At 65.4% G+C, this 20304-nt stretch carries 20 protein-coding genes and 1 tRNA gene; 8 read left to right on the top strand and 13 right to left on the bottom strand.

Annotated elements, in window-relative coordinates; all coding sequences use genetic code 11:
- Positions 1–190: 190 nt before the first annotated feature.
- Positions 191–529: an ISC system 2Fe-2S type ferredoxin gene (gene fdx, locus IAG39_RS02130; RefSeq protein ID WP_118933438.1), complete on the top strand. Its 339-nt coding sequence runs from the start codon at positions 191–193 to the stop codon at positions 527–529.
- 28 nt (positions 530–557) lie between these two features.
- Here the strand turns inward: fdx and IAG39_RS02125 are convergent, their stop codons facing one another.
- The 5 genes from IAG39_RS02125 to IAG39_RS02105 are packed head-to-tail and all read right to left on the bottom strand — an operon-like array spanning position 558 to position 5979.
- Positions 558–1406, bottom strand: coding sequence for a class I fructose-bisphosphate aldolase (locus IAG39_RS02125; RefSeq protein WP_118933437.1), 849 nt, complete (start codon positions 1404–1406; stop codon positions 558–560).
- Between the two features lie 13 nt (positions 1407–1419).
- The gene (locus tag IAG39_RS02120; RefSeq protein ID WP_118933436.1) at positions 1420–2400 is read right to left on the bottom strand and encodes an aldo/keto reductase; all 981 of its coding nucleotides are present in this window, start codon (positions 2398–2400) and stop codon (positions 1420–1422) included.
- Positions 2397–3383 (bottom strand): ABC transporter permease, encoded by a 987-nt coding sequence (locus tag IAG39_RS02115; protein WP_118933467.1) that lies wholly within the window; start codon positions 3381–3383, stop codon positions 2397–2399. The genes IAG39_RS02120 and IAG39_RS02115 overlap by 4 nt, the downstream gene beginning before the upstream one ends.
- A gap of 41 nt (positions 3384–3424) precedes the next feature.
- On the bottom strand, positions 3425–4948 hold the full coding sequence (locus tag IAG39_RS02110) for a sugar ABC transporter ATP-binding protein (RefSeq protein WP_118933435.1): 1524 nt from the start codon (positions 4946–4948) through the stop codon (positions 3425–3427).
- Positions 4945–5979: a substrate-binding domain-containing protein gene (locus IAG39_RS02105; protein WP_118933434.1), complete on the bottom strand. Its 1035-nt coding sequence runs from the start codon at positions 5977–5979 to the stop codon at positions 4945–4947. Before IAG39_RS02105 ends, IAG39_RS02110 begins: the two co-directional genes overlap by 4 nt.
- Positions 5980–6157: 178 nt before the next feature.
- Between IAG39_RS02105 and IAG39_RS02100 the strand changes: the two genes are divergently transcribed.
- From IAG39_RS02100 to IAG39_RS02090, 3 genes are read left to right on the top strand one after another with little or no spacing between them, the layout of a single operon-like run.
- Positions 6158–7648 (top strand): FGGY family carbohydrate kinase, encoded by a 1491-nt coding sequence (locus IAG39_RS02100; protein ID WP_118933433.1) that lies wholly within the window; start codon positions 6158–6160, stop codon positions 7646–7648.
- Positions 7645–9414 carry a glycerol-3-phosphate dehydrogenase/oxidase gene (locus tag IAG39_RS02095; protein ID WP_118933432.1) on the top strand — a complete coding sequence of 590 codons (1770 nt, stop codon included), beginning with the start codon at positions 7645–7647 and terminating at the stop codon, positions 9412–9414. Before IAG39_RS02100 ends, IAG39_RS02095 begins: the two co-directional genes overlap by 4 nt.
- Positions 9411–10166 (top strand): GntR family transcriptional regulator, encoded by a 756-nt coding sequence (locus IAG39_RS02090; protein ID WP_118933431.1) that lies wholly within the window; start codon positions 9411–9413, stop codon positions 10164–10166. The genes IAG39_RS02095 and IAG39_RS02090 overlap by 4 nt, the downstream gene beginning before the upstream one ends.
- A gap of 100 nt (positions 10167–10266) precedes the next feature.
- Here the strand turns inward: IAG39_RS02090 and IAG39_RS02085 are convergent, their stop codons facing one another.
- From IAG39_RS02085 to IAG39_RS02075, 3 genes are all read right to left on the bottom strand, one after another.
- Positions 10267–10581, bottom strand: coding sequence for an XRE family transcriptional regulator (locus IAG39_RS02085; RefSeq protein WP_059377351.1), 315 nt, complete (start codon positions 10579–10581; stop codon positions 10267–10269).
- Positions 10574–10939 (bottom strand): type II toxin-antitoxin system RelE/ParE family toxin, encoded by a 366-nt coding sequence (locus IAG39_RS02080; protein ID WP_118933430.1) that lies wholly within the window; start codon positions 10937–10939, stop codon positions 10574–10576. The genes IAG39_RS02085 and IAG39_RS02080 overlap by 8 nt, the downstream gene beginning before the upstream one ends.
- Before the next feature lie 387 nt (positions 10940–11326).
- Positions 11327–11401, bottom strand: a tRNA-Arg gene (locus IAG39_RS02075).
- A 232-nt stretch (positions 11402–11633) separates the two neighbouring features.
- Between IAG39_RS02075 and IAG39_RS02070 the strand changes: the two genes are divergently transcribed.
- Complete coding sequence (locus IAG39_RS02070) at positions 11634–12566, top strand: c-type cytochrome (protein ID WP_187774074.1); 933 nt, start codon at positions 11634–11636, stop codon at positions 12564–12566.
- Positions 12567–12641: 75 nt separating this feature from the next.
- Here IAG39_RS02070 and IAG39_RS02065 read toward each other — a convergent pair whose 3' ends face one another.
- From IAG39_RS02065 to IAG39_RS02050, 4 genes are read right to left on the bottom strand one after another with little or no spacing between them, the layout of a single operon-like run.
- Positions 12642–13607 carry a tripartite tricarboxylate transporter substrate binding protein gene (locus IAG39_RS02065; protein WP_059377344.1) on the bottom strand — a complete coding sequence of 322 codons (966 nt, stop codon included), beginning with the start codon at positions 13605–13607 and terminating at the stop codon, positions 12642–12644.
- A gap of 44 nt (positions 13608–13651) precedes the next feature.
- The gene (locus tag IAG39_RS02060; protein WP_059377342.1) at positions 13652–14164 is read right to left on the bottom strand and encodes a carboxymuconolactone decarboxylase family protein; all 513 of its coding nucleotides are present in this window, start codon (positions 14162–14164) and stop codon (positions 13652–13654) included.
- Positions 14165–14187: 23 nt separating this feature from the next.
- The gene (locus tag IAG39_RS02055; protein WP_118933367.1) at positions 14188–15009 is read right to left on the bottom strand and encodes an SDR family NAD(P)-dependent oxidoreductase; all 822 of its coding nucleotides are present in this window, start codon (positions 15007–15009) and stop codon (positions 14188–14190) included.
- A 16-nt stretch (positions 15010–15025) separates the two neighbouring features.
- Positions 15026–15820 (bottom strand): SDR family NAD(P)-dependent oxidoreductase, encoded by a 795-nt coding sequence (locus tag IAG39_RS02050; RefSeq protein WP_059377338.1) that lies wholly within the window; start codon positions 15818–15820, stop codon positions 15026–15028.
- Between the two features lie 92 nt (positions 15821–15912).
- Between IAG39_RS02050 and IAG39_RS02045 the strand changes: the two genes are divergently transcribed.
- Positions 15913–16818: a LysR family transcriptional regulator gene (locus tag IAG39_RS02045; protein WP_059377335.1), complete on the top strand. Its 906-nt coding sequence runs from the start codon at positions 15913–15915 to the stop codon at positions 16816–16818.
- Positions 16819–16836: 18 nt separating this feature from the next.
- Here IAG39_RS02045 and IAG39_RS02040 read toward each other — a convergent pair whose 3' ends face one another.
- A complete protein-coding gene (locus IAG39_RS02040) occupies positions 16837–17610 on the bottom strand; it encodes an IclR family transcriptional regulator (protein WP_118933368.1) in 774 nt (257 codons plus the stop codon).
- Positions 17611–17822: 212 nt separating this feature from the next.
- Here IAG39_RS02040 and IAG39_RS02035 point away from each other — a divergent pair, with 212 nt between their 5' ends.
- Positions 17823–18887, top strand: coding sequence for a CobW family GTP-binding protein (locus tag IAG39_RS02035; RefSeq protein WP_118933369.1), 1065 nt, complete (start codon positions 17823–17825; stop codon positions 18885–18887).
- A gap of 34 nt (positions 18888–18921) precedes the next feature.
- Positions 18922–20301, top strand: coding sequence for a dihydroorotase (locus IAG39_RS02030; protein WP_118933370.1), 1380 nt, complete (start codon positions 18922–18924; stop codon positions 20299–20301).
- Positions 20302–20304 lie beyond the last annotated feature (3 nt).

Below are 20304 nucleotides of genomic sequence, written 5' to 3'. Positions count from 1 at the left end.
GCGAGGGACCTGCCGCTTGTGCAGGCACGGATCGAAACGTGTGCGGATTTTAGACCGATCGTGTGGATTTCCACAGGGTTCTCGCGCATTTCTGGCGGCCTTGACATTCCAACGTTGGTAAGCCCCAGGCTTCTCTTACGCCACTACGCCTTCCTTTGAACAGGGAGACGTCCTTGAACAGGAATCAGATATGCCCAAGATCACCGTACTCCCACACGCAGAACTGGCGCCCGAAGGCGCCGAGCTGGAGGTGCAGGCCGGCGCCACGATCTGCGAGGCCTTGCTGGCCAACGGCATTGCAATAGAACATGCATGCGACATGAGTGCCGCCTGCACCACCTGCCATTGCATCGTGCGCAAGGGTTTCGAATCCTTGAACGAAGCGAATGAGTCCGAAGAGGATCAGCTCGACCGCGCCTGGGGGTTGGAAGCGCAGTCCCGCCTGAGCTGTCAGGCGATCGTCGCGGAGGAAGACCTTACCGTCGCCATTCCCAAGTACACGATAAACCATGCCAAGGAGGAGCACTAGGAACCGTGCGGCCGAAGCGCCGCGCGCCCTATCGGCCGCCTGCTTCGTAAAGATCCCACGCCTGCCTGGCGCTCGCGTTGTCGTGGATCATGGCCATCAGCGCCCGCACCACTGAGGACGGATCGGCGTGCTGGTAGACATTGCGGCCATACACCAGCCCCACCGCGCCTTCATCCAGCAATTCGCGCGACCGCTCGAAGACCTGGCGCAGGTCTTCGCGGCCGCCGCCGCGCACCAGCACCGGGCAGCGCGCCGCCTGCACCACGCGATGGAAATCGCGCGTGGCGGTGGTGGGGTCGGCCTTGACGATATCGGCGCCCATTTCACGCGCCAGCCTGACCAGCGTGACGATCTTCTCGGCGTCGCCATCGACCATGTAGCCGCCGCGCGCTGAGTGCGGGGCCATGACCAGGGGTTCGATCATCAGCGGCATGCCGTAGCGGTCGCAGTCCGCGCGGACTCGCGCGATGTTGGCGACGCATTGGCGAAACAGGTCGGGTTCGTCCGGCAGCATGAACAGGTTGACCACCACGCAGGCCGCGTCCATCTGAACCGCAGGCAGCACCGGGTCCTGCTCGTTCTGCAGCACGGCCCACATGACGCGATGGACCGTGGCATTGTAGGGGTTGCCCATGTCCAGGCGCATGACCAGCGCGGGCTTGTCCCGGCCTGGACGCTGCTGCAGCAGGTCGGCCTGGCCGTAGTTCAGCTGGATGGCGTCGGGCCGCGCCGCGGCCAGCTGTTCCATCACGGCCGGCATGTCCTCCAGTCCGGACAGGAAGCTGGGTTCATTGCAAACGCCGTGGTCGACGGCGATGTCCAGGCAACGGCCGCCGTTCAGCAGCCGGTTCAGACGCGCTTCTTTTCTGTGCAGCATGGGAATTCCTTGTTCAATCCAGTGTTTGCAGGTGGCGCCCGGCCGCCTGGTCGATGGCGCCGAGGTCTTCAGGCGACAGTTCCAGCGCGGCGGCGCCGGCGTTCTGCATGGCCTGCTGCGGCGTGCGGGCGCCGCACAGCGCCACGGACACGCCGCCTGGGCGCGTGGTCCAGGCGATCATCAGCTGCGAAGCCGAGCAGTCCAGCCGCTGGCGCAGCGGCTCCAGTTCCGCGAAGAAGCCTTGCAGCCGGCTGCGGTTGGCGACGCTGAAGCGGGGGTTGCCGGCACGCTGGTCGTCGCCGGTAAAGCGGCGTTGCGGATCGATGGGGCCCGCCAGCAGGCCGAGCGCCAGCGAGGAGTACCCGAGGGTGCCGACGTTGTGGCGGCGGCACAGCGGCATCAGCGTGGCTTCGATCTCGCGGTCGATCAGGCTGTAGCGTTCCTGGATGGCGTCGACCGGGCCATGGCGCAGGTATTCCGTCAAGGTGCCGGGATCCACGTTGCTGACGCCGATGGCGCGGATCTTGCCTTGCCGCTTCAGATCCAACAGGGCGTCCATGGTCTCGGCGACGGGCGTGCCGGCGTCCTGCCAATGGGTGATGTAGAGGTCGATGTAGTCCGTCTGCAGCCGCGCCAGGCTTTGCTCCACTTCGTGGAAGATGGAGGCGCGGCCCAGGTGGCGGTGCACGGCCTGGCCTTCCTCGTCGAAGAAATGCTCGCCTTGGCGGGTGTGCCAGACCAGTCCGCATTTGGTGGCGATGACGGCTTGCTGGCGGCGCCCCTTGAGGGCCTGGCCGACCAGGCTTTCGGCATGCCCCAGGCCATAGGCAGGCGCGGTGTCGATGAGCCGCACGCCCGCGTCGAGGGACGCCTGGATGGCGGCAATGGCGGCCGCATCGTCCCCGCCGCCCCACATCCAGCCGCCCATGGCCCAGGTGCCCAGGCCGACGGATTCGCAGACGATGCCGGACGCGCCCAGTGTTGTAGTCTTCATCGGGAAACCTTTTTGACGTTCATGAGATGGTCGACGGTGACGGCGCCCAGCAGGATCAGCCCCTTCACGACGTCTTGCCAGTACGGCGACACGTCCAGCAGGATGAGCGAGCTGGTGACAACCGACAGCAGGGCCAGGCCCAACACCGCGCCCAGCACGGTGCCCGAACCGCCCTTGAGGCTGGCGCCGCCGATCACCACCGCCGCGATGACGTTGAGTTCCATGCCCACGCCGAAGTTGGGCGTGGCAGCGCCGAAGCGGGCCGTGTAGACCACGCCGGCGACGCCGGCCAAGGTCGAGCACAGCACCGTGACCCAGAACTTCACGCGGCCGGTGCGGATGCCGGCATAGAGCGCCGCCTTTTCATTGCTGCCGGTGTAGAACACCTTGCGCAACAAGGAGGCGCGGCGCAACGCGAAGTCGCTGACGACGACGATGGCTGCGAAGATCAGGATGACGGCGGGTATGCCCGCGATGGATCCCTGCCCGATGAACTTGAACTGCGGGGGCAATGAGAACAGCGATTGCGGCGTACCCTGGGTAATCGCCAGGCACAGGCCGCGCACGATCACCATGAACGCCAGCGACGCGATGAAATGGCTGAGGCCGATGCGCGTGACGCAGCCGCCGATAAGCGCGCCCACCATCGTGCAGACGGCGATCGCGGCCAGGCTCGCGGTCCATGGGTCCAGCCCCAGCAGGAAGAGCTTGCCGGTGATGACCATGGCCAGGCAGACCACCGAGCCCACCGACAAGTCGATGCCGCCGACGATGACCAGAATGGTCATGCCGACCACCACGATGCCTTCGATGGAAAACGACAGCAGCATGGCGCGCACGTTTTCCCAAGTCAGGAAATGCGGCGATGCGAAACTCATGACGACGCACAACGCGGCAATGATCAGCAGCAGTCCCGCTTCGCGGAAGCTGCCCAGCCGGCGCCCTGGGCGGGGCTCCGTCGGCAGGCCGGCGGAGGGAGGCATCAGGACCGCTTGCGCCGCCGGCTGGGTTTTCAGGTCGCTCGTCATGTGGCCTCCTCGGCGGTCAGGCCCGAGGCCAGCCGCAGCAGTTTTTCTTCCGTCATCTCGCTTGCCGCCAGTTCTCCGGCGAGCCTGCCGTTGCGTATGACCAGGGCCCGGTCGCACAGCCCGATGATCTCCGGCAGCTCGGACGAGATCACCACCACGCCCACGCCCTGATTGGCCAGGTCGCGCAGCAGGTGATGGATCTCGGATTTGGCGCCGACGTCCACGCCGCGCGTCGGTTCGTCCATCAGCAGCACCGAGGGGCGGGTCGCCAGCAGTTTGGCGATGGCCACCTTCTGCTGGTTGCCCCCCGACAGGCAACTGGCATCGATCGCCACGCCGTCCGACTTGAGCCTGAGCCGGGCGCCCAGCTCGACGGCCAGGCTGCGTTCCGCCGTGCGTTTGAGCAGGCCGAAGCGCGAGCTGATGCGGCGCAGCGCCATCGAAGACACGTTCTGCTCGATCGGCATGTCCAGGAACAGGCCGGCGGCCTTGCGGTCTTCGCTCAGGTAGGCGATGCCGTGGCGCAGGGCATCGGCGTAGCGGCGCAGCCGCAGGGGCTGGCCGCGCAGCCGCACGGCGCCTCGCCGCGCGCGCCGCAGGCCGCACACGGTTTCGGCCAGCTCGCTGCGGCCCGCGCCCATCAGGCCGGAGATGCCCAGGATTTCGCCCCGGCGCAGCGTGAACGAGATGCCGTGGACGGCGGCGCCATCGGCGAGGTCCTCGACTTCCAGCAGGGTCTCGGCCGGCGCATCGCCAGCCGCCTGCCGGGGCGGGTAATAGTTGCCCAGGTCGCGGCCCACCATGCAGCGCACCAGCGCATCCGGAGAAAGCGCCGCAATATCGGCGCTGTGCACGTCGCGGCCGTCCCGCAACACCGTGACGCGGTCGCAGTGCTCGAAGATCTCGGCCATGCGGTGACTGATGTAGACGATGCCGATGCCCTGGGCCTTGAGGTCATGCAATACGCGGAACAGCGCCACGGACTCCACTTCCGTCAACGCGGCGGTGGGTTCGTCCAGGATCAGCACCTTGCAGTCCAGCGTCAAGGCGCGGGCGATCTCGACCAACTGCTGGCTGGATATGCCCAGCGCATCGACCCGCAAGCCCGGATCGATGTCCTGGCCCAGCCGCCGCAGCACGGCCGCGGCGCGCTCTTGCAGGCCGGCATAGTCCATCCAGGCCTGCGCGCCGGCGCTGATCATGGGCATGAAGATGTTCTCGGCCACGGTCGCGTCGCCGCAGAGCGAGATTTCCTGGTGGACCAGGCCGATGCCCAGGCGCATCGCATGGGCCGGCCCATTGATGACCACGCGCTCGCCTTCCAGGTAGATGTCGCCGCTGTCCGGCTGATGGATGCCGTCGATGATCTTCATCAGCGTCGACTTGCCAGCGCCGTTCTCGCCGCACAAGGCATGGATTTCGCCCCGGCGCAGCGTGAAGCGCACGTCGGCCAGGGCTTTGGACGCGCCGAACTGCTTGCTGATGCCTTGCAGTTCCAGCAGCGCTGCGGGCGCCTTCATTCGTTGATGCCCTTGGTGCCGCGACGCGCCAGGTACTTGTCCCAATAGAAGTCGTCGGCGTTCGCCTTGCTGACGATGGACAGGCCGTTGTCCAGGAACGGCACGGCCATGGGGTTGGTGCCGTTGCGCTTGGCGTCGTTCATCGGGTCGATCAGTTGCTGGTTGCGCGCCAGGAACAGCAGCATCATGCCCATGTAGCCCTGCACGCCCTGGTTCGGGTTGACGGAGCCGAAGACCTCGCCCGACTTGATCATGTCCAGGATCTTGGCGTTCACGTCGCAGCACAGGACCTTGATGTTCTTCTTGGTCTCGATGGAGGCCTGCGCCGCGCCCAGCGCCGAATTGGCTTCGGGCATGAACAGCGCGCCCAGGCCGGGGTTGGCCTGCGCCAGGCTCAGCGTGGCCTGGTATGCCTTGTTCGGATCCTGGTTGCTGGCCGCGCGGCCCACCAGCTTCATGCCGGGGTGCTGGGTCTTCATGCGATTGATGAAGGCGGCGACGCGGCGGTCATGGTTGTCCTGACCGGGGTTTTCCAGCACCGCGTACTCGCCCTTGCCATTGAGCGAGGCCGCAATGGCGTCGGCGGCCTGCGCGCCTTCGCGGTCGTTGTCGGACGTGACAAACGACACGCGCTTGGAATTGGGCGAGTCGGCCGCGAAGGTCACCACCGGAATGCCCATGGCCGCGGCGCGGTTGATGGGTTCGATGAAGGGGTCGGGGTTCATGGGATGCAGCAGGATGCCGGCCGGCTTGCGCGCCAGTTCCTGCTCGAACGAGGCCAGCTGCTTGTTGACGTCGTATTCGGGCGTGCCCGAATAGCGGGTGCGCACGCCGAGCGAATGGCCCAGTTGTTTCATCATTTCGTAGACAGGAAACCAGTACTCCACCCCGGACACCATCACGTTCATCACGTAGACATCGTTGGCGTTGCCGCGCAGCCCGGGGGCTTGCGAGGTGTTCTGCGCAAAGGCGTTGGCGCTCGCCAGGCCGGCGCCCGCCGCCGCTACGGTCTTCAAGAAATCTCGTCTCATGTTCCGCTCCTTTTTTCGCATCGTTCCAAGAACCCTGCAGCCCTCGGTGCCTGTTGTTCAACCTGTTTCGGTCGAATCGTTGTTATGACATCGCTGAACTATATTGCAGCCGGATTTTTTAAATTACTAGGGGAAATACTGCTATCCTGCGTGAAATTTCCGTAGACAATGTTATGACATGAAAACAGACATCTACCTCGGCATAGACATGGGCTCCACGGGCTTGAAGGCGGTTGCCTTCGAGGCCGGGAGCGGCGCCACTCTGGCCGCATCGGGCGGCGCGCTGCCCTATCGGCAATTGGCGCAAGGCGGTTGCGAGCTGCCCGCGGACGCCATCCACACGGCGCTGGCGCGGGCCTTGCAAGGCGTGGCCGCCCAACTGGGTCCGCGCGTGGCCGACGTGCGCGCGCTGTGCTGCACGGGCCATGGCGCCGGCTTGTATGCGCTGGATGCCAGCGGCCAACTGCTGGGAGGCCGCGCGGTGGCATCGACCGACCAGCGCGCCGCCGCCCGCGCCCGGGCGCTGGGCCGCCGCATGGGCGACGCGCTGTATGACGAAGTCGGCTGCCGGCCATGGTCGGGGCAGTCGTCGCTGATCGCGGCCGAACTCTACGGCGCGGACGCCGGTCAACTCGGCCGCATCCGCCACCTGCTGTTCGCCAAGGACTATCTGGGGTTCCTGTTGACCGGCGAGATCGCCACGGACGCCAGCGACGCCAGTACGGCGGGCCTGCTGTCGCTCAATGCCGGGACTTGGTCCACGATGGCTTGCGAGGCAGCCGGCCTGTCCGGCCTGGCCGCCACGGCGCTGGCGCCCATCGCGCCCAGCGGCGCCGCAATCGGCCGGCTACTGCCAGCCCAGGCGGCCGCCTTCGGCTTGCCGGCCGGTCTCCCCGTGGCGCTGGGCGCAATCGATCTGCTCGCCTCGCTGAAAGCGGTGAATGCAGAACGCCAGGGCCATGCCGTGGCCGTACTCGGCACCTGGTGCGTGAATGCGGTGGTGGCGCCGGCCCGCGAACCGAAGCCGGAAGTCGGCGCCATCGTCAGCTTCGGCGATCCGGATCGCAGGCTCTATCTGGAAAACAGCCCCTCATCGATGGCGAACGTGGCCTGGCTGGCGCGCACCCTGCAGTTCCAGGACGCGGCCGCGGCGGTGAATTGCGCGATGGAGGTGCCCTTGGGAGCCGAGGGTCTGCGTTTTCTGCCCTTCATCAATGGCGGCAGCTGGCCGGCGGGAGCCAGCGCGGGATACGTCGGCCTGCAAGGGCATCACACCCGCGCGCACATGGCGCGCGCCGTGGTCGACGCCGTGGTGGCGTTGCACGCGCGGCATCTGAAACGCCTGGCGGCGCTTGGTCTGGGCGTGCCGGGCAGAGTGGCCGCGTTGGGCGGCGGCGCCCGGGACTTGCGCTTGGCGCGCCTGCTGGCGGGCTTTCTGGGCCACGCCGTGGAACGCTGCGGCGACGACGAAACCGGCGCGCGCGGCGCCGCCTTGTATGCCGCGCTGTCGCAAAACCCTGGCGGCGATGACTTGCTGCCCGCCCCATGCGAACGGGTCGAGCCCCTTGCCGCCGAAGCGCAGGCGCACGCCGACTTCTACGACAGCTTCCATGGCTTGGTGGACCGCATGGCCCCTGCTTTCGGCCATCTTGCGGGACCCGCCCGATGAGCCCGCGCACCTCGCCTTTCGTGCGCCCGGCCTCCTTGGCGGGCCGCCATTTTTCCACCGTGATCGTTGGCGCGGGCATCAACGGCGCTGGCGTGTTCCGCGACCTGTCGCTGCAGGGCGTGGATTGCCTGATCGTCGACAAGGGCGATGTGGCCGCAGGCGCCAGCAGCGCGCCATCGCGCATGATCCACGGCGGCTTGCGCTACCTGGAAAGCGGATCCTTTTCCCTGGTGGCCGAAGCCACGCGCGAACGCAATCTGCTGCTGCGCAACGCGGCGCATCTGGTGCAGCCGCTGGAAACCGTGGTGCCGCTATCCAGCCGCTTCGGCGGCCTGTGGGGCAGCATGCTGCGCTTTGCCGGCCTGAACGCCTCGCCGGGCGCGCGCGGGCGGTGCGTGGTGGGACTGGGCTTGCGTCTCTACGACAAGCTGGGCCGCAACCAGCGCGTCATGCCGGAACATCGCATCGAACGCGTGCCGGCGGCGGACAGTACGCTGTTCGGCGCGGCGGTGCGCTGGACGGCCACGTACTACGACGCCTGGATACGGCATCCGGAATGGCTGGTGCTGGAGCTGATCGACGATGCGCATCGCGGCCATCCGGCCTCGGCCGCATCGAACTACTGCGGCGTGACGGCTTGCCAAGGCCGCGTCATTACGCTGCGCGATGCGCTGACCGGCGAATCCGTGCAAGTCACGGCCGACACGGTGGTCAACGCGACGGGCGCCTGGCTGGACCGCGCGGCCGGCGCCCTGGAAGGCGATGGCTCGCGCGTCATGGGCACCAAGGGATCACACCTGATCCTGGACCATCCGGCGCTACGCGCCGCGCTCCAGGGGCGCATGGCTTACTTCGAAGCGTCCGACGGCCGGGTGTGCATCGTCTACCCGTTCCTGGACCGGGTGCTGGTGGGATCCACCGACATTCCGATTGATGATCCCGACCTGGCCGCGACCGAGCCGGCGGAGATCGACTACCTGCTCGACGTGTTGCATGAGGTGTTTCCCCGCCTGCATTTCAGCCGCAAGGACGTGGTCTACACTTACGTGGGCGTCAGGCCGCTGGCCCAGTCGGATGCCGACAAGCCCGGACAGATATCGCGCGATCACGCGGTGGTGATCGACCCGCCCAACGCCCGGCGCGAGGTGCCGATGGTGTGCCTGGTCGGCGGCAAATGGACGACCTTCCGTTCGTTGGCGCAACTGGCGGCCGACGCGGTGCTGCAGCAGCTGGGCCGCGCACGGCGCCAGTCGACCGAGCAGGTGGCTATCGGCGGCGGGGCGGGCATGCCTGCCGATGCGGCGGGACGCCAACGCTTTCTGGACAGCATTCAGGCAGCCGCCGCGCTGGACCGCGGGCGCGTCGCCGAACTGTTCATGCGCTATGGTTCACGGGCAGGCGCCATGGCGGCGGATTTCGCCGCGGCGGGCGATAAGCCCTTGCGCCACGCGCCAGATCATTCAACCGCCGAGATCCGCTATCTGTGCCGCGAAACGGCTGTGCAGCACCTGGCCGACCTGGTGATCCGGCGCACCTTGCTGGCCATCCGCGGCCAAGTCACGCCGGCACTGCTGGCGGAACTGGCGGATATCGCCGCGGCCGAGCTGGGCTGGAGCCTTGCGCGCCGGCAAGACGAGTTACGAGCCTGCACCGCGACGCTGCGGGACCGGCATTGTGTTCAACTTCCTCCAGACGAGGCGTCCTGGGCAGAGCCCGCCGAATCCGCCTTGGCTACAGGTTCGATTTCAAACTCTTTGACGACATGAGCAGCCCCATCTCCACCGAAGCCATATTGGACCGCAGCGCCGGCGCCCCGCTCTGGACTCAGTTCCGCGACGTGGTGCGCGGCAAGATCCTGCAAGGCGAACTGGCCGTCGGCGACAAGCTGCCCACCGAGGCCGAGTTCGGCGAGCAATATGGCATTTCGCGCATCGTCGTGCGCGAAGCGCTGGCGGACCTGGTCCGCAACGGCCTGATCTACAAGATCCGCGGCCAGGGCGCCTTCGTATCGGCGCGCGAGCGCGACGAAGACTTCGTGTCCACCGTGCTGGGCTTTTCGGACGAAATGGAACGCAAGGGCCGCACGGTACGCACCCAGGTGCTGCTGCAGGAACTACGCGCACCCACGACGCACGAAGCCAGTTCGCTGGGGCTGACTGAAGACAACCAGGTCGTGGCGCTCAAGCGCCTGCGCAGCGTCGACGGCGAACTGCAATTGCTGGTGGAAACGGCCGTGCCCGCCGATCTGGTGCCGGGCCTGCACCGCACCCGCCTGGAAAACCGCTCGCTGTATGACGTGCTGCGCAGGCAGTACGGCCTGCGCATCGTGCGCGCGGAACGTTGGATCGACGCGGTGCAGCCGGACGCCCAGACCTGCGAATTGCTGGGCATGAAGGAACCCGAACCCCTGCTGCGCATCGAGTCCATCGCCTATGGCGCCAACGGGCGCGCGCTGGAGCATTACCGCGCCTTGCACCGCTGCAAGTCCAGCCGGCTGCATGTGCAGACTACGACCTGAGACGGCAGGAAGCTTGCAGATTTGGCGATCGGATCAAGAGCGTTGGCAGTCCGCGCAAGGATCCGCGGCGGACTGGACTGCTCTCCTATGACCCCAGACTCTACGCGGCCAGATCAGAAAAATTGGTGATCTTGACAGCGCCATCCGGGAAACGAGCGACCACTTCAAGCTTGCCACCCATTGCCTCAATGTGGCTTCGTAACGTCGATATATACATGTCCGTCCGCTTCTCCATTTTTGCAATGGACGGCTGTTGAACATGCAACACCTCTGCCAGAACTTTCTGCGACAAACCTCGTGCCTGTCGCAGTTCCTGAAGCGGCATCTCTTGAAGCATCTGCTCTGTGGCAGCCTTGGCGCGAAGCTGTGATTCCGGCGACATGGCGGCGCGGAGCGTCCCAAATTTCTTAGCCATTTATCTGCCCTTCCTTTCGCAATAATCTCAAATGATCGTCATATAGTTTGTCTGCCAACGGCACAAACTCTTCATACCAACGATCGTTGCCCGTCTTGTCCCCGCCAATCAACAAAATTGCCGCTCGCCTTGGATCAAAGGCATACAACGTGCGCAGCGGGCGGCCTCCGGCTTGAGTCCTAAGCTCCCGCATGTGCTCATGCTTGGAACCGTTGATGCCGCTGGAATGCGGGAAGCCGAGGGTGGTGCCACGAGCTTCCAGAAGACCAACGGTAGCGACGACAGACTCCTGTTCTCGCTCCGACAGACCATTCCACCAAACCTCAAATTCGTCCGTGAACTCGACTTCCCAGGCCATCGCTCCCCCGTCAGCATGGCAACCGAATTATAGCCCCGAAGGAATATTCCATCAAGGGAATATTCCTTCTGCTTGAAGCCTCAGAAGATTGCCTCCGGGGGAGCCGGTACAACTTCCGCCGCGAGTGGATGGCCGGCACCGCAGCCCTCGGAATCTGGAGATCAGAGTTGCGGGAGCTAGACATTCGGGAGCGCATACGCGAGGAGCTGCTCTTCGAGGTCTACTCGAAGTGGATCGACAAGATCGCAAATCAGCGAGGAGGAGACAAGATGCGGCGACTTGCTGCGCGGCATCTTCCGGAGAGGCCAATCAGACCTTCTGAACCGGAGTCGGAACAGCCACGTCAGGCCCAGTGTGGACCCAAGCCATTCTTAGTCTTGGAGTTGGTGGCGCGCCCGACAGGAATCGAACCTGTATCAAGAGCTTCGGAAACTCTCATTCTATCCATTGAACTACGGGCGCAGCGCAAGGAGGCGGTATTGTACCCAGTTTTCGCTGAACTGCATGAACTGGATCAAATCTTCCGTCAAACTCAGCGAAAACCCCGTCGGTTGCATTGGACTCGTGTCTATGACACCGTTATATAATCCAGCGTTTGCTTGCAAGGCGGGCTCTTCATGCCGCCGACTTGTGCAGTACTGATTTTCTGTTGCCGCCGCCAGGCGCCCCCGGTACCCGTTAGCAGGATTTGGTCATGAGCAACGAGCAGGAACACATAGAAGAGCACTCCTCCCCCATCAAGACCCCGAAGCAACTGATCGTCACGATCGTCCTGTCTTTCGTGATTCCGATCGCCATCATCATCCTACTGGTGAACATGGTGGTCTCGGGCACCAAGACAGGTGCGGGTTCGGACACGCTGTCCCAGGAAGCCGTCGCCAAGCGTATCGCCCCCGTCGCGGGTTTCCAGCTGGTCGATGCGAATGCCCCCAAGGTCTTCAAGACCGGCGAACAGGTCTTCGCCGCCGTCTGTACGGCCTGTCATACCGCCGGCGTGGCTGGCGCACCCAAGGTGGGCGATAACGCCGCCTGGGCGCCCTTCATCACCGCGGGCTACGACGCCATGATGAACGTGGCCCTGCACGGCAAGGGCGGCATGCCCGCCAAGGGCGGCAACCCCACGCTGTCCGACTACGAAGTCGCGCGCGCCGTGGTGTACATGGCCAACAAGTCGGGCGCTTCGCTGTCCGAACCCGCCGCTCCGGCTGCGGAAGGCGACAAGAAGGAAGCCGCTGCCGCTCCTGCCGTCGCAGTTGCGGCGCCGGCTGCTGCCCCGGCTGCTGCTGCCCCGGCTGCTGCTGCCCCCGCGGCCGCTGCACCGGCCGCCGCGGCGCCTGCCCCTGCTCCGGCAGCCCAGGCCGCCGCGCCGCAAGCCGCGGCAGTCAATCCGGCCGGCGAAAAGCTGTACAAGAGCGTCTGTTTCGCCTGCCATGCCACCGGCGTGGCCAACGCCCCCAAGTTCGGCGACAAGGCCGCCTGGGATCCGTACATCAAGACCGGCATGGACGCCATGGTGAAGGTCGCCATGCAAGGCAAGCCGCCGATGCCCCCGAAGGGCGGCGCGGCCAACGCCTCGGAAGACGACATCCGCGCAGCGGTGCAGTACATGGTGGATGCGGCGAAGTAAGACTCGCCTCCCATGATGAAAAAAGCCCCTTGAGCAAATCAAGGGGCTTTTTCTTTGCGCGCGCTGGCACGCCGATTATTCGCGGATCAGGCCGATCGCCCTGGAAAACAACGCTCGCTGCTCCTGCAGATAGGCGCCGTACTCCTGCGGGCTCAGCACGCTGATTTCCGCGCCTATGCCGCCCAGGGTCTTGTTCACCTCATCGCCCTGCTCCGCCACGACCTTGCGGGCAGCCTGGTACAAGGCGTCGACCACCTGGGGCGGCGTGCCCTTGGGCGCCATCAGCCCGTAGATGGTGGGGCTGCCGACGTCGTAGCCCAGTTCGCGCAGGGTCGGCACGTCCGGATAGGCCACCAACCGCTTGCTGCTGAAGACGGCCAGTGGCCGCAAGCCGCCGGACTGAATATGCGCCTGCGCCGGCCCCACTGCGGACACGGCGATATCCGTGTGGCCGCCCAGCAAGGCGGTGACCGCCGGCGTGCTGCCCTGGAAGGGAATGTGGCGCAACTTGACCTTGGCCTCCGAGGCGAACGTTTCGCCCAACAGATGGCTGATGCCCATGGCTCCCGAGGTGCCGTAGGAGATGGCATCGGGACGCGCCTTGGCGTCGGCCACCACGTCGGCCAGGGTCTTGTACCTGGACTTCCCGGGCGCGACGATCATCATGCCGCCCAGGGATATCGCGGCGACCGGAGCGAAGGACTCCGTTGTGTACTTGATTTCCTTGTTGGCCAGCGGAACCACTACCAGCGCCCCCGGCGAACTGCCCACGATGGTATAGCCGTCGGGCGCCGCCGAGGCCGTGTATGCCGCGCCTATGCCTCCTCCCGCGCCGGGCTTGTAGTTCATCACGATGGGCTGGCCCAGGTATTTCCCCATCTTCTCGGTGATGGGCCGCAGCATCTGGTCGGTATCGCCGGGCGCGAACGGAATGATCAGTTGCACCGGCTTTGCCGGATAGCCGGCATGGGCTGTCGCGCTCAGGGCCAGGCCCAGCGCAAGGGATGCGAACGCGCCACCAAATCGTTTGAAGCTGTGCATGCATGTCTCCTGTTTTCTTATTTACCGGCTGTGCAAGAAGCCGTTCATTCGTGGTCGATCTGTATCGCCTCCAGAAAGCGCGACACCATGTTGTACGCGGCCACCGTGGCCGTGATCTCAACGATCGCGCGGGCATCGAAAGCCTCGCGGATGGCCGCGAACGTGACGTCCCGGACCCGGATGTCGCGCGTCATCTCGTCGCAATACGCCATGGCCGCGCGTTCGCCCAAGTCCAGCGATGCGAAATTGCCGGTCTTCAAGCCCTGCACCTGATCTTCGCTGCAGCCCGCCTTCAAGGCGATCGGCAGATGTTGATCGAACTCGTAATCGGCCTGGTTCAGCACCGCGACGCGCAGGATGAGCATCTCCCGCAGTTTGGGCGCAAGCCCGCTGTGCTGGCGTATCGCCGTGAGATAGGCCAGCCAGCCTTGCGCCACCGGCGGGCTGTTGAGCAGCATCCGATAGAGATTCGGCAGGCTGGACCGCTCCCGTTCGATGCGTTCGACCAGCGGCCGGATCTCCGGCCTGGCGATATCCGCATATTCAATTCGCGCCATCGTGATTCTCCTCAGCTTGGTTTTCAGTCGCAGCGGGCGCTCATGCCCCCGTCCACGATCAACTCGGTTCCGGTGATGAAACGCGCCTCGTCCGAGGCGAGAAAGAGCACGGCATTGGCCGTGTCCCGACCATCGCCGGAAAACGGCAGCGGAATGCGGCGCCGCCGCCGCTCCAGCAGGGCGTCGATATCGCCCGCGCTCTGCTGGCCAGCGAGGAAGGCATCGACCAGCGGCGTATGGAGCTGGCCCGGCAAGACCGTATTGATGCGCACCCCCTTGCTGGCGTATTCCACGGCGGCCACGCGGCCGAACTGCATCACGCCCGCCTTGGCGGCCGCATAGCCGACCTGCGGCGCGCCGGTCCAGCGTATGGCCGAGGTCGAGGACACGTTGACCACGGCGCCGGCGCCCTGCTCCTCCATGATGGGCAGGACGTAGTGGCAGGTCGTGTACACCGAGGTCAGGTTCAGGTCGAGCTGCCTATGCCAATCCGTTTGCGTAAGCGCCGCCGGACCGCCGGGAATGGGGCCTCCCACGTTGTTGACCAGAATGTCGATCCGCCCGTGCCGCCGCGCCACGGTTTCGACCAACGCGGCGACCTGGGCAGCGTCGCCCACGTCGCAGATGTGGGTTTCGATGCGGGACCTGTAGCGCCCAGCCAACTCCAGAGTCTCGGGCAAGGACTCCGGCCGCATGTCCACCGCGACCACCACAGCCCCCTCCTGGGCGAAACGCACGGCGATCGCTCGCCCGTTGCCCCATCCCGGTCCGACGCAACCTGCGCCGAAGATCAAGGCCACTTTGCCCGCCAGGCGCCCGGCGCTCGCTTGCTCATGCACATGCATCGCGACTGTCCTCCGCTCAACGCGTCGCCATGGTGATGCCGCCATCCACCACGATCTGTTGCCCCGTGATGTAGCGGCTCTCATCGCTGGCCAGGAAAGCCACGGCATGGGCCACATCCCAGGCGTCGCCCATGCGGCCCGCCGGCACCTGGGCATGGCGGTGGGCCACGAACCCCTCGTAATCGCCCTTGGCGTATTTCTGCGCCAGGCGCTCCACCAGGGGCGTGAACATCAGTCCCGGGACCACCGAGTTCAGCCGCACGCCGTCTTGCGCATAGATGACAGCCGTGGTTGCCGTCATCTGCATCAAGGCGGCCTTGGCGGCGGCGTAGCCGACCTGGGGTTTGCCCGCATAACGCAGCCCGGCGATGGATGAAATGTTGATAATCGATCCTCCACCGGCGCTCTTCATGAGGGGGATGACGTGCTTGCAGCACAGGAAGGCGGAGGTCAGGTTCACCTGGATCTGATCGTGCCAAAGATCCTCCGGCATGGAGACCGGATCGCCCGGTTCCGAGCGGCCCACGTTGTTGACCAGCACGTCGATGCGGCCGTATGTGTCCATGCAGGCCCGCACCAGTTCCGCCACCTGGCCGCCATCCGTGACGTCGCACTGCCGGACCGTAATCTTGCCGCCCTCGGCGGCCACGGCCTGCGCGGACTGGCGCGCCGCGTCGATGTTCAGGTCGCAACCGAAAATCGCCGCGCCCTGCCTGGCAAGCACCGCCGCGGCGGCCTTGCCATTGCCCCACCCCTCGCCCAGCGTGCCGCAACCGGTCACCAGGGCTACCTTGCCATCAAGACGAAACATCCCAGCTCCAGAGAAAGATCGTGATGTAGAGGCTAAGGCAGCCGGCTCCTCCGGTTAAGTTCCAATTTGAACGGCATTGATAGACAAGAAGAATGAATCTGACGACGAGACAACTGCGCATCTTCGTGCTGCTGGCAGAGACCCTGAGCTTCCAGAGGACCGCCGAAATGCTGCATGTGACTCAGCCCACGCTGAGCAAACTGCTGAAGGAAACGGAAGAGACGCTGGGCGTCAAACTCTTCGAGCGCACCACTCGCATGGTGCGCCTGTCGCGCGAAGGCCAGGACATCCTGGAGATCGCGCGCAAGATCACGGCACTGCACGAGAAAGGCATGCTGGAACTGGACCATCGGCTGCGCGACCGCAACAACCGCGTCGCCGTCGCGGCCTTGCCCACGCTTGCGGCGTCGCTCATCCCGCTATTGATCCAGAGTCTCGCGCGCAAGCACCCTCGGGTCCGCGTAGAGGTCTACGATCCCATCGCCAACGAAGCCCTGCAATTGCTGCGCGAGCGGCGGGTGGACATTGCCGTGACCACGATGAACGAGGAAGGCGCTGCCGACCTGGTCTATCAGGAGTTGTTTACCGAGCCCTTCGTGCTGTTCCACAGCGTCCAAATCAAACCGGACGTCACGCGTTGGATGCCCACGGAACTGGCCCGGCTGCCCTTGATCAGCATGCCGCCTGGCACCAGCGTGCGCGTCCTGACCGAACGCGCCTTCCAGGCCGCGTCCCAGCCTTTCAATCCACTCTATTCCCTGCGGGACCTGAACACCATCGCGCGCTTCGTGCAGCACAACTGCGGCATTGCGCTGTTGCCGGAGTCGTCGCTGGACAACGCGACGCAGCGCGGCGTGCGCAAGACCCGCCTGCGGCAGGCGCTCTCGCGCTCGGTCGGCATGTATGTCCGGCGGGAGAGCGAGCCCTCGGAGTTGCTGCGCCACACGCTGGATGAATTGCGCCGCCTGGGCCGGGACCGCCAGTTGCGATCCGACTGAGCGGCTGGAGGCCTGTGTTCAGGTGCGGGCGACCCAGGCGCCGTCCACCGCGGCCAACTGGCTGCTGATCTGGCTGGCGGCGTCGATGACCGCCGCGCGGAAAGGCTCGAGACGGCAATGCTCGGTACGCACGATCAGGCTCAGTCCGGCCACCACGCGCTGCTCCAGGAAAATGGGCGCTGCAATGCCTGTGGTCCCCGGCGTGATTTCTGAATCGCTGACGGCCACGCCCGCCTCGCGGATGGCATCGAGTTCCAGGCACAGGTCCTTCAGGCTCTTCCAGTGCGAAATGGCGCGCACTTCCTCTTCATGGGCCAGGTACATGCGCTCCAGGGCGCGGCGGCTCTGGTGCGCCAGGATGACTTTGGAGGTCGCGCCGCGAAACATCGGCATGGTGGCGCCGCGTTCGTAGCGTCCGACGCGGGCGGCCGGATCGCCGATTTCCTGGTGGATGCACATGACCTTGTCCTGGTAGCTGCGCGTGAGCACCGAGGCCGACGAAGGCGTAGTTGCCGCCACCAGCCGCCGCATCAGCGGCTCCGCCACTTTGAGCAAGGGGTCGCCATGGCGCATCAGCAGATCGAAATGGGCAAACGTCGGCCCCAGCACATAGCGCGCGCCCATCACCGGAGTCAGGAAATCCGCGCGCACCAGTTCCTGCACGTCGCGATAGGCCGAGCTGACCGACACATCCATTTCAACGGCGATTTCCTCCACCGACCATGCGGCGCTCCTGTCATAGAGCTGCAGGATGTGCAGTATCCGGTTGCGCGTCCTGATTTCACCCGCCACGTCGCCCTCTCCCTGTCGTTACGCCTCTACGGCGCGAAATTTCGCATCCATTGCGAAATTTTATTCCCCCGCGATTCTAGCAGCGCCATCCTCCCGTCTGCTCCCCGGGCCAACGGTGCGAAATCGCGGGGGCTTGCCAAAGCGTCAACTCGATGCAAAAATCCATTTAATCGCAACGGTTGCGAATTTAATGTTTTTTGCAAAGGTGGATCATGGCAAACGGTGAGACCCCCGAACCGCGTATTCCCGTCACGTTGCTGACGGGCTTCCTGGGCAGCGGCAAGACCACCTTGCTGAATCATTGGCTGCGCGACCCCGCGCTGGCCGATGCGGCGGTCATCGTCAACGAGTTTGGCGAGATCGGCATCGATCATTCCCTGATCGCCAGCAGCAACGACAACACCATCGAACTGAGCACGGGATGCCTGTGCTGCACCGTGCAAGGCGATCTGGTGGAGACGCTGCGCGATTTGCGCGCCAAGCGCAGCGCCGGCCAGATTCCGGCCTTCGACCGCGTCCTGATCGAGACCACGGGCATGGCCGACGTGGTGCCGGTCATCCAGGCCTTGATGACATTTCCGGTGGCGCGCTCGTTCCGCCTGAACCGCGTGCTGACCGTGGTGGACGCCGTCAACGGTCCGGCCACCCTGGCCGCGCACCCGGAGGCCGTCAAGCAAGTCGCTGTCGCCGATGCCTTGATCGTCACCAAGACTGACCTGCCCGGAGCGCAACTCGCAGCGCTGATGGACACGCTTGCGCGCGTCAATCCGGGCGCCACGCGCGTGGCCTGCAACCTTGCGACCCGGCCGGATGCTTCCGTGCTGGAAGGTCCTGACGTCTATGACATGGACGTGCGCCCGGAGCAGGCCCGGCAATGGCTCAACGCCGCGCCCTACGCGGACGGGCACGGACATCACCATGAACACGCGCATGCCCATGACCATGACCATGCGCGCATCGACAGCTTCTGCCTGGACTTCGCCGCCCCCTTGCACTGGCCGCAGGTCAGCGCCTGGCTGGATGCGCTGGTCATGGCGCACCCGGACGAACTGCTGCGCGTGAAGGGCATCCTGCACATCGCTGGCCACGAACGCCCCATCGTGCTGCAAGCGGTGCAGCGCCTGTTCCATCCGCCTGCCGAGTTGCCGCAATGGCCCGACACAGACCGGCAATCCCGCATGGTTTTCATCACCAAGGGCCTGAGCAAGGACTACGTCCTGCAGGTCTGGAACACGGTGCGCCAGCGCGCCCTCCCGCCTGCCGCCCGCGCGGCCTGATCGTTTTGGCATTCCCCATCACAAGGAAAACAGCATGGACACTTTGATCAAGAACGGCCTGGTGGTCACTCCCCAGGGCCAGGTGCGCGCCTCCATCGGCATCCGCGACGGCAAGATCGCCGGCTTGTACGAGGCCGGCAGCGAACCCGACGCGCGCAACGTCATCGATGCCAGCGGCCTGGCAGTATTGCCAGGAGCCATCGACATGCATTCGCACCACCGCCAGGGTTCGCAGAAGGGATTCGAGTACAAGGACACCATCCTCACCGCCACGCAGCAATGCGCCGCGGGCGGCGTCACCACCAGCGTGGGCATGCCCAACGTCAATCCGCCGCCAAACTCGCTGGACCTGCTGGAAAAGCAGTTCGCCATCTACCGCAGCGATGCCGTGGTCGACTGGAACTTCAACCCGGCGCCGACGATAGAGTCGGAAATGGAAGCCATGACCGCCACGGGCATCGCCGCGTTCAAGATCTTCATGGTGGTGGACACGGGACGGGACTATCCGCACATGCCCGGCATCGGCGTGCATGACCACGGCAAGCTGCTGCGCATCATGCAGCGCTGCGCTGAACTGGACGTGCCCTTGATGGTGCATCCGCACGACCAGGCCCTGATGGACGTGATCGAACAGACCTATTGGGACCGGGGCGAGCGCGACGCCCTCGCCTATGCGCGCGCCTACGCCGCCCACGACGGCGTGATCTGGGAAACCGCCATCGCCACCTTGCTGCGCCTGCAGAAGGCGGCCGGCTGCCACCTGCACATCCTGCACACCCAGACCGCCGGCAGCGTCCAGCTCATCCGCGAGGCCAAGGCGGCGGGCCAGAAGGTCACCTGCGAAATCAATCCCTGGGCCTTGTTCCTGGGTTGCGAATGGTCGGCCATCCAGCGCCTGGGCTCGTATGCGCTGTCGTACTGGGTGCCGGAGAAGAACGTGCCGGGCTTGTGGGAAGGCCTGAACGACGGAACGATCGACATCGTCGCCACCGACCATGCGCCGCACACGCGCGAAGAAAAGGAAGTGGGCTGGACCGATGGCTGGAAAGCCCACACCGGCACGCCGTCGACGCAGTTCTACCTGAGCATGTTCCTGACGGCGGCCCAGGAAGGCAAAATCAGCCTGGAACGCGTGGCCGAGGCATGTTCGGCCAAGCCCGCCGAATTGTTCCGGTTGCGCAGCAAGGGCGAAATCCGCGTGGGCCTGGACGCCGACCTGGTGCTGGTCGATCTGGAGACGGAATACGAAGTGCGCGACGAGGACGTGCTCAGCCTGGTGGGCTGGAGCCCCTATGCCGGCCGCCGCCTCAAGGGCAAGCCGGTGCATACGCTGGTGCGCGGCGCCACGGTGTATGCGGACGGTAAAGTGGTCGGCGCCAAGGGCGGCGGTCAGATGGCTGCCGCGGTACGCTGAAGC

The organism is Achromobacter xylosoxidans (assembly GCF_014490035.1).
In the GTDB taxonomy this organism is placed as follows: Bacteria; Pseudomonadota; Gammaproteobacteria; order Burkholderiales; family Burkholderiaceae_B; genus Achromobacter; species Achromobacter bronchisepticus_A.
The sequence above is the reverse complement of the archived record's forward strand: the minus strand, read 5'-3'. Positions and strand labels throughout refer to the sequence as shown.

Excerpts from the sequence above, each read along its gene's own strand:
- fdx (WP_118933438.1), top strand. The coding sequence starts at position 191 with ATGCCCAAGATCACCGTACTCCCACACGCAGAACTGGCGCCCGAAGGC.
- IAG39_RS02125 (WP_118933437.1), bottom strand. The coding sequence starts at position 1,406 with ATGCTGCACAGAAAAGAAGCGCGTCTGAACCGGCTGCTGAACGGCGGC.
- IAG39_RS02120 (WP_118933436.1), bottom strand. The coding sequence starts at position 2,400 with ATGAAGACTACAACACTGGGCGCGTCCGGCATCGTCTGCGAATCCGTC.
- IAG39_RS02115 (WP_118933467.1), bottom strand. The coding sequence starts at position 3,383 with ATGCCTCCCTCCGCCGGCCTGCCGACGGAGCCCCGCCCAGGGCGCCGG.
- IAG39_RS02110 (WP_118933435.1), bottom strand. The coding sequence starts at position 4,948 with ATGAAGGCGCCCGCAGCGCTGCTGGAACTGCAAGGCATCAGCAAGCAG.
- IAG39_RS02105 (WP_118933434.1), bottom strand. The coding sequence starts at position 5,979 with ATGAGACGAGATTTCTTGAAGACCGTAGCGGCGGCGGGCGCCGGCCTG.
- IAG39_RS02100 (WP_118933433.1), top strand. The coding sequence starts at position 6,158 with ATGAAAACAGACATCTACCTCGGCATAGACATGGGCTCCACGGGCTTG.
- IAG39_RS02095 (WP_118933432.1), top strand. The coding sequence starts at position 7,645 with ATGAGCCCGCGCACCTCGCCTTTCGTGCGCCCGGCCTCCTTGGCGGGC.
- IAG39_RS02090 (WP_118933431.1), top strand. The coding sequence starts at position 9,411 with ATGAGCAGCCCCATCTCCACCGAAGCCATATTGGACCGCAGCGCCGGC.
- IAG39_RS02085 (WP_059377351.1), bottom strand. The coding sequence starts at position 10,581 with ATGGCTAAGAAATTTGGGACGCTCCGCGCCGCCATGTCGCCGGAATCA.
- IAG39_RS02080 (WP_118933430.1), bottom strand. The coding sequence starts at position 10,939 with ATGGCCTGGGAAGTCGAGTTCACGGACGAATTTGAGGTTTGGTGGAAT.
- IAG39_RS02070 (WP_187774074.1), top strand. The coding sequence starts at position 11,634 with ATGAGCAACGAGCAGGAACACATAGAAGAGCACTCCTCCCCCATCAAG.
- IAG39_RS02065 (WP_059377344.1), bottom strand. The coding sequence starts at position 13,607 with ATGCACAGCTTCAAACGATTTGGTGGCGCGTTCGCATCCCTTGCGCTG.
- IAG39_RS02060 (WP_059377342.1), bottom strand. The coding sequence starts at position 14,164 with ATGGCGCGAATTGAATATGCGGATATCGCCAGGCCGGAGATCCGGCCG.
- IAG39_RS02055 (WP_118933367.1), bottom strand. The coding sequence starts at position 15,009 with ATGCATGTGCATGAGCAAGCGAGCGCCGGGCGCCTGGCGGGCAAAGTG.
- IAG39_RS02050 (WP_059377338.1), bottom strand. The coding sequence starts at position 15,820 with ATGTTTCGTCTTGATGGCAAGGTAGCCCTGGTGACCGGTTGCGGCACG.
- IAG39_RS02045 (WP_059377335.1), top strand. The coding sequence starts at position 15,913 with ATGAATCTGACGACGAGACAACTGCGCATCTTCGTGCTGCTGGCAGAG.
- IAG39_RS02035 (WP_118933369.1), top strand. The coding sequence starts at position 17,823 with ATGGCAAACGGTGAGACCCCCGAACCGCGTATTCCCGTCACGTTGCTG.
- IAG39_RS02030 (WP_118933370.1), top strand. The coding sequence starts at position 18,922 with ATGGACACTTTGATCAAGAACGGCCTGGTGGTCACTCCCCAGGGCCAG.